General features: G+C 38.8%; 7 protein-coding genes. 6 read left to right on the top strand and 1 reads right to left on the bottom strand.

Features of this window, described 5'->3' with window-relative positions; all coding sequences use genetic code 11:
• Positions 1-129 precede the first annotated feature (129 nt).
• On the bottom strand, positions 130-1146 hold the full coding sequence (yejK, locus tag CWC14_RS16865; RefSeq protein ID WP_058154455.1) for a nucleoid-associated protein YejK: 1017 nt from the start codon (positions 1144-1146) through the stop codon (positions 130-132).
• Between the two features lie 63 nt (positions 1147-1209).
• Between yejK and CWC14_RS16860 the strand changes: the two genes are divergently transcribed.
• The 6 genes from CWC14_RS16860 to CWC14_RS16835 all read left to right on the top strand — a co-directional run bounded on the left by CWC14_RS16860 (position 1210) and on the right by CWC14_RS16835 (position 7198).
• The gene (locus tag CWC14_RS16860) at positions 1210-1422 is read left to right on the top strand and encodes a YejL family protein (RefSeq protein ID WP_008109847.1); all 213 of its coding nucleotides are present in this window, start codon (positions 1210-1212) and stop codon (positions 1420-1422) included.
• 5 nt (positions 1423-1427) lie between these two features.
• Positions 1428-2924 (top strand): DUF3413 domain-containing protein, encoded by a 1497-nt coding sequence (locus tag CWC14_RS16855; RefSeq protein ID WP_013464687.1) that lies wholly within the window; start codon positions 1428-1430, stop codon positions 2922-2924.
• 146 nt (positions 2925-3070) lie between these two features.
• Positions 3071-3553 carry a DUF4124 domain-containing protein gene (locus CWC14_RS16850; protein ID WP_138564047.1) on the top strand — a complete coding sequence of 161 codons (483 nt, stop codon included), beginning with the start codon at positions 3071-3073 and terminating at the stop codon, positions 3551-3553.
• Positions 3554-3908: 355 nt separating this feature from the next.
• Complete coding sequence (gene aceK / locus CWC14_RS16845; RefSeq protein WP_138564045.1) at positions 3909-5627, top strand: bifunctional isocitrate dehydrogenase kinase/phosphatase; 1719 nt, start codon at positions 3909-3911, stop codon at positions 5625-5627.
• Between the two features lie 16 nt (positions 5628-5643).
• Positions 5644-6582, top strand: coding sequence for a LysR family transcriptional regulator (locus tag CWC14_RS16840; RefSeq protein ID WP_028835763.1), 939 nt, complete (start codon positions 5644-5646; stop codon positions 6580-6582).
• 172 nt (positions 6583-6754) lie between these two features.
• Entirely contained in the window at positions 6755-7198 is a 444-nt protein-coding gene (locus CWC14_RS16835) for a ferritin-like domain-containing protein (protein WP_138564043.1), read from the top strand.
• Positions 7199-7306: the final 108 nt, after the last annotated feature.

The raw sequence follows: 7306 nt of genomic DNA, 5'->3' as shown, positions 1-7306 counted from the left end.
GGGAGTCCATACATCTCGGTGTTCTCTGTGGTTAAAAAATCAAAGACTAGAGGCAAAAAAGTTAGCTGGCTGCGGGGTTCGGGTTAAGAACCAAATCCCGCAACCCGTAGCTCGCAGCCCGCTGTGAGTTTAATCTTGCTGTTGTTCCATAAATCGCTGTAGCTGATCTTTTAGGTTTGGTGGAATGCCCTTGATCACTAACGTATCAGTGGCTTCATTATAAGTTACACGCTCGCCTAAATGCTTACGCTCAAAACTGATACTGACTCCACCGCCTAAGCCTGAAAATTTAACCATGCTGGTTACCGTTTTTTTATCAACCGGGAATGACTCTTCTAAGTCATAGCTTTGCTCTTTACAAAAACTTTCAAACGGGTTGTCGTCGCCTTTAGTAAGCGTTGCTGAAAGTTCACTCACATTAGCTTCTTCACCCGTGGTAACACAGTCGTTACAGTAATCGAATACTTGCTTACGTAACTCGTCTTTTTCAGATTTATCAAACTCTTGCTCTGATAAGTAGTCTTCTACCGCATTGAGCATCACTTGACTTTGCTGCTTAGGATCAATGCCCTCTTCACAACCTAAAAAGTCTAAGAAAAAGTCAGCGACTTTACGCCCTGCACGACCTTTAATAAATGAAATATAACGATTGTCGTCTGCCTGGGTATCCCATGCGGTTAAGTCAATACGAGCAGCTAATTGCATACGCGAAATATCTAAATGACGCGATGCGGCTAAATCAAGCTCAGAGGTCATTGAGTAATGCTCTTTAATATTGATCATAGCAATCAACATATAATCAGTCGCCACGTACTGATAATGACAAAATACTAAATATCCCGTTTCGTTAAAGGCGTATTTATCTAACTCTTCTTTTAATACCGTTGATGCTTGCTCGGTCATATGCCAAAAGCCAAGCTCATTATTGCGATAGCTTTGCATGGTAGAGGCTACAATACTGTTTTTTTCGCCACTAAAAGCACAAAACCCTTTGCCTGGTTTTCCGTTATAGGCATGGTGTAATTGCTCAATGAATACAGCCACTTTATCGTTGATAGTCATTTCGTCGTTACGAAGGTGAATTTGAGTGTCGTCGTCTTTTTTGTCTACATAGTGAACGACTAATTTTTTAACATCTATTGCCATCTTTGTTTTTCACGCCTCTGGTGTTAAAATACGGGAATATAACTCTTTTTATTGAACCAACTGATGCCAATCTTATCAAAATACTCTAATGAAGAAGTAGAACAAATCGTCGATCAGCTCATTGATGTTTTATCAAAACATAATGCGCCGGTTGATTTAAGTCTTATGTGTTTAGGAAATTCTATCACGCATATCTTAAAAGAGCATGTACCAACAGGGAAAAGACAAGCCGTTACTGAGAACTTTGCAAAAGCACTCGCGCAGTCGGTTAAGTAAACTCTATGAATTTATCGCAGCACAACCAGTTTTCATCGAAAGCGAGTCAATTATTAAGTTGGGGTCATTGGTTTACATTTGCCAATATTGGCTTAGCGCTTTTAATTAGCTTAAGCTATTTATTTGCCGATTCGCCACCGACCACTTATATGGGTATAACCTATATGATGGTTACTTGGCTAAGCCACACTAGCTTTATTGCATTTTTAGCGTTTGTGCTGACGGTTTTCCCTTTGAGTTTAGTATTCCCCTACCCACGGCATATACGCGGTATGGCAGCAGTGATTGCAACTGTCGGGGCCTCAATACTGACTTTAGACGCTTACGTCTACTTTAACTTAGGTTATCACTTAAATGCCTCTGCACTGCCTGAAATTATTTCACTGTTGTGGCATCGTGTAACAAACTCACCCGCACTTACTACCTTGCTAGCAGGCAGCATAGTGTTAGCAATATTAGCGTTTCAATTGACTGTTAGTAATTTTACTTGGCATCATTTAGGGCGTTTAAAACAGTTTAAATTTGCCCGTTATGCTGGTTCATTTTTAGTGATTTGTTTTGCGCTAAGCCACAGCATTCATATTTGGGCTGATGCAAATTTAAAATTTGATATCACTAAACAAGATAATGTACTACCACTTTCGTACCCGACTACGGCAAAAAGCTTACTCGCTAAAAACGATTTGCTGGATGTTGAAAGCTACGAGCAAGCGCACAACGTTAAAATTAATAACCAAGGTATTAATTATCAAGCACCTGCTCCATTAGAAAAATGTGAAGATTACAGCGCAGCAAAAGTTGATATATTGGTGTTTGATAATGACGAGCAGCTAGCAAAATTTGTTGCCAGTCAACAAAGTATTTATAAAAACACGCAATTTTTACAACCCACCGATCATAGTGATATGTTATTTGGGCTTGTGTACGGCTTGCCAGCATTTTACAAAACGAACATTATTGAGCAGCAAACTTTACCCGTTTGGCAAAGCCAACGCCGTAGTGTGGAAGTGGCTGGTATTGATGAGCTGAGCTTTATTAACGAGCAAGCACACAAAGACAGTGCAATAAGAATTGTCAAAGGGGCTGAAAACGCCACTGTACGTGATGACGCTACTGAATTTTTTGCTTTTAGTATCTCGCAAAATAGCAATGAAATTGTAACCACGTCAACATTGTATAGCTCCGATAAATTTATTTCTAAGGTGAACGGTTTAATTCAGCCCAGCGATATTATCGCTACGAGCCTTGGCCAATACTTAAACTGTAATGCGCTTGCGCAGCAAACTATGCTGGGCGAAAACTTGTACAGTAAAAGTAATAATATTGGGGTTAATTACTCGCAAGGCGTGGTGATTGCTTACAAAAAAGATAGAATCACGCTTATTGATCGTGATGGAAATTTTAGAAATATCTCTGCCGCTGAAGGGTTTTCAATTGAACAAGGGCTTGATATTCCATTCTTAGTGCATGGTATTAAAAAGCTTAAAACATTTTCTCAATAGCACCTCATAATACGAGCGAGTCATTAAAACTGACTCGCTTAGTTTCTGTTATTACTCCTTTGCACTTGCTATCCCCCCAAGCTAGGTTATAGTTTTTAGCATCGATAGTTTTTTAAGCTCAGCAGCGCATGTTAAGAATAACTGTTATGTGTAAAATTATTAACCTGATCGTTACCGCCTGTCTTTTTTGTTTAAGTACATATACTTCAGCGCAAGCCACTTACTTCAAGTGCGTCACTCCCAAAGGCACCACTTTCTCTCAGTTTCCCTGTAGTGATAATGCTACCTCACACACAATAACCGCCACTGAGCCTAAGCAAACCGGTAAAGAAATAAACTATACCAAACAGTTAAACGAGCTGGAACGAGATACGATTATTTCCAACCTAGAAGCGGAGCTGCGCAGCAATCAGCATAAGTTAGCAATACTTTTACGAGAAAAAGACAGGGCTGATTTTAAACAACAGCAGCGTTTAAATCATATATTGAGCGCAGATGATAAAAAGCGTATTAGCAAAGATATTAGAAACACACAGAAAAAATTAGTTAAGCAATATAAAAAAGATAAAGCATTGATTGAAAAGCGTATTAAAAAGTTACAAAAAAAGATTGATGCCTATCAACCTTAATCAGACTAACTTCAATAAATATCATCTTAATTAGCTTGGTTTTAAATATAAAATAACATACCCTTAACATCTATAGAGCATAAACTCTATTGTGTGTTTAGTGGTGTAATTTCCTTTGACCACCTTTTTCGGATTTAATACTAATACCAATTGCATTAAATTAGTGATCTATTATAGCGACAAAGAAATAAGTCGATAACAAGGCAAAAATTATGATACATAGTTGTTCTATATAAATAATTTTTAACGCAGCTAGCGGATTATTTAATACGCTAGAATGATCATGTTTTTAATAAAATTGGTATAACCACCGGCATTATCCTAAACACCTAAAGGCGTCTATTAAGGAGTACTGATGCAACCACGCCAAATTGCTGAATTAATTTTAACCGGTTTTAAAAAGCATTATTTGCTGTTTCAAAGAACAACAGCCAAGGCTCCCTACGCTTTTGCTAAAAGAGACTGGCAAGCTATTAATGATATAAGTCGCCTGCGTATAAGCTATTACGATGATCGGGTAAACGAAACAACAAAAACACTAAGAGAACGCCAGCAAACAGACGCGCTAAACGAGAGCTTATGGCTTGAAGTGAAAAAGCTTTACCAACACTTTTTATGTTTTCATCCGCAAGCAGAACTTGCTGAAACATTTTATAATTCAGTATTCTGCCGCCTGTACCACCGCCGCTATTTTCACAATGACTTTATTTTTGTAGAAGCCACGCTCAAAGATGCGCCTTCTGTGCCCGTTGAGGCTGAATACCGTAGTTATTTTCCTGTTGTAGATGGTTTAAAGCCCACAATTAAGCGCATTATTAATCACTTTGATTTTAAAGCCGACTTTGTCAATCTAGAACGCGATATTCGTTTATTAGTTAAAGCCTTTTATAAACAAGCACCCGATACACACCACCAGCATTGGCAAATGCGTTTTGATATATTACATACCCCGTTTTATCGTAATAAAGCCGCTTACATTGTGGGGCGCGTTGTATCGCAAAGTGGCGTTCAGCCTTTTATTATTGCCGTGTTACACCATGAAGATAAAGGCCTTTATTTAGATGCCTTACTTACAAATTCGTCGCAAATGCGCGTTATTTTTGGCTTTGCGCGTGCCTATTTTATGGTAGAAACTCATGCTCCTTCAGCGTTAGTGCGGTTTTTAAATCAACTTATGCCTAATAAAACCCTCGCCGAGCTTTACAACGCCATAGGCTTTCATAAACAAGGTAAAACCGAGTTTTATCGCGAGTTTTTGAATCATTTAACCCATTCTAATGATGAATTTACCATTGCTCCCGGTACACCGGGTATGGTGATGATGGTATTTACCCTACCCTCGTTTGGTTATGTATTTAAAGTTATTAAAGATAAATTTGGCGAAAGTAAGCCGTTTGGTCGCGATACGGTATTAAAACGCTATCAACTGGTTAAAAGTCATGACCGTGTTGGCCGAATGGCTGACACCATAGAGTATTCAAACGTCGTATTTCCTTTGGCACGATTTGATAGTAACTTGTTAGCACAGTTGCACAAAACCATTGGCTCATCGATGGTGATTGAGGGTGACTGGTTAATCATAAAACATTTATACATTGAACGGCGAATGACACCGCTTAATTTGTTTTTAGAAAATGCAGACGAAAAAAGTGCCGCCGATGCCATTGAAGAGTATGGCCAGGCGCTTAAAGAAATGATTGCCGTGAATATTTTCCCTGGCGATATGCTGTTAAAGAACTTTGGTGTAAGTAAGCACAAACGTATTATTTTTTATGATTACGATGAAGTGCAATATTTAACAGACATGAACTTTAGAGCACTACCCAAAGCAAAAAGTTATGATGATTATTTGATGGATGAACAAAGTTACTCGGTTGCTCCGCAAGATGTATTTCCAGAGCAATTATGTACCTTTGTAATGCCTAACCCAACATATAAACAATTTTTAACCAGTACGCACCCAGAACTACTTGATGTGAGCTTTTGGAAACAAGCACAACAAAATATAAAAAATGGAAAGGTGAGTCATATTTATCCCTATCCTACAGCACAGCGTTTTATCCATTACTGGTAAACGTTAAGGACACACAATGAATATAAGTAAAATAGATTTAAATTTACTGGTTTATCTCGATACGTTACTGCGCGAATGTAACGTTACTCGTGCCGCTAACCAGCTTAGTATTACTCAACCGGCAATGAGTAATGGACTTAAACGCCTACGTAACCTTTTTAACGATCCTATTTTAGTGCGTACCAGTGATGGTATGGTGCCGACCGAGCGCGCTATTGAGTTACAGCCTGTTATTCGCGGTATTTTGATGACGCTTGAAGAAACGCTAGCACCTAATCGCGAATTTGAAGCTAAACAAAGTAAACGCGTGTTTAGAATTATGGCCAGTGACTATGCAGCCAGTACCATGGCACCGCGTTTATTAGGGAAATTACATGAAGAAGCCCCAGACACCACATTAGATATTTTAACGCCCAGCGATGTAACCTTTCATGATGTAGAAAACGGTAAAGTAGACATGGCAATTAACCGCTTTGAGAACTTACCGCAATCGTTTCATCATAAGCGAATTTGGAAAGATAGCTTTTGCTGTTTAGTAAGATCCGACAACCCTATTATTGAAAACTTTAGCCTAGATAGCTATTTAAAAGCCCGTCATATTTGGGTAAGTAAAACAGGCTTTGGTGTTGGGGTTGGCATGGATCCAAAAGATGTGCAAAAGCTGGGTTGGGTTGACGAAGCGCTCGCACATTTTGGGAAGCATCGAAATATTGCCACCTTTACTCGTAACTACCATGTTGCGATTCATTTAGCGAAAGAAAAAAACCTCGTGGCGACTTTACCTTCAAAAGCGGCCAATATTTATGTAGACGATCCGGGGCTTAAAATACTTGAACCACCCTTTCCAATTCCACCATTTGAACTTGATATGATATGGAGCCCTTTGTTACACAGAGATGCTAGCCATATTTGGTTACGTCAAAAAGTAGCCGAAGTAGCTGAAGAGCTTAAATAACCTTCTTACATGCTTTTATGTAAATTTTGCTTGCTAGCAGCATGTTAGCAAGCTTGCCTAGACCTCCCCATAATAATAAAACCATGAAAAACAATTAGTTAAAAAATAAAACCGCGTTGGAATACCGCTTGCTTAGTTATCTATGTATTTTAAATTAACAGAGGTCATTATTATGAGCACCCATCAAGGACATGAGATAAATCATATCACCGACATTATCCAAGTAATGAATAGCGGTATCGACTTTTACGAAAAAGCACAAGATAAAGTACAAGATCCTAGCGTAAGTGCATTATTTCAGCGCATGATCGACGCCCGCAAAGTAAGTGTTGAAAGCTTACAACCCTATGCAATTAATCAACAAGGTGCACGTGAAGATGGCTCTTCGTTCGCGGTAGAAGCACGCAGAGCATTTACCGCTTTGCTCAGTACATTCACTAGCGATAACGACCAAACCTACATTAAAGAGCTTGAAGAAGTAGAAGATAAAACCTTAGAAGAAATCAAAACAGCGTTAAAAAAGCCTCAATCACATGATTGTGAAGCGGCGCTGTCAAAGGTATTGCTTACCATGCAAAGCTGTCATGCTGAAATGAGTAAAATGCAAAAACATTAAGTTTAAAAACGATAAAAGGGCCTTACGGCCCTTTGGTTGTTAAATAACAATAGGAGAGTTATTAGGGTCTGTTGACCTTTTAAGGTTGAATTTGCAGCAGTCTGTTTG

It is taken from the genome of Pseudoalteromonas sp. S3260, from assembly GCF_005886925.1.
Taxonomy (GTDB): domain Bacteria; phylum Pseudomonadota; class Gammaproteobacteria; order Enterobacterales; family Alteromonadaceae; genus Pseudoalteromonas; species Pseudoalteromonas tetraodonis.
The sequence above is the reverse complement of the archived record's forward strand: the minus strand, read 5'-3'. Positions and strand labels throughout refer to the sequence as shown.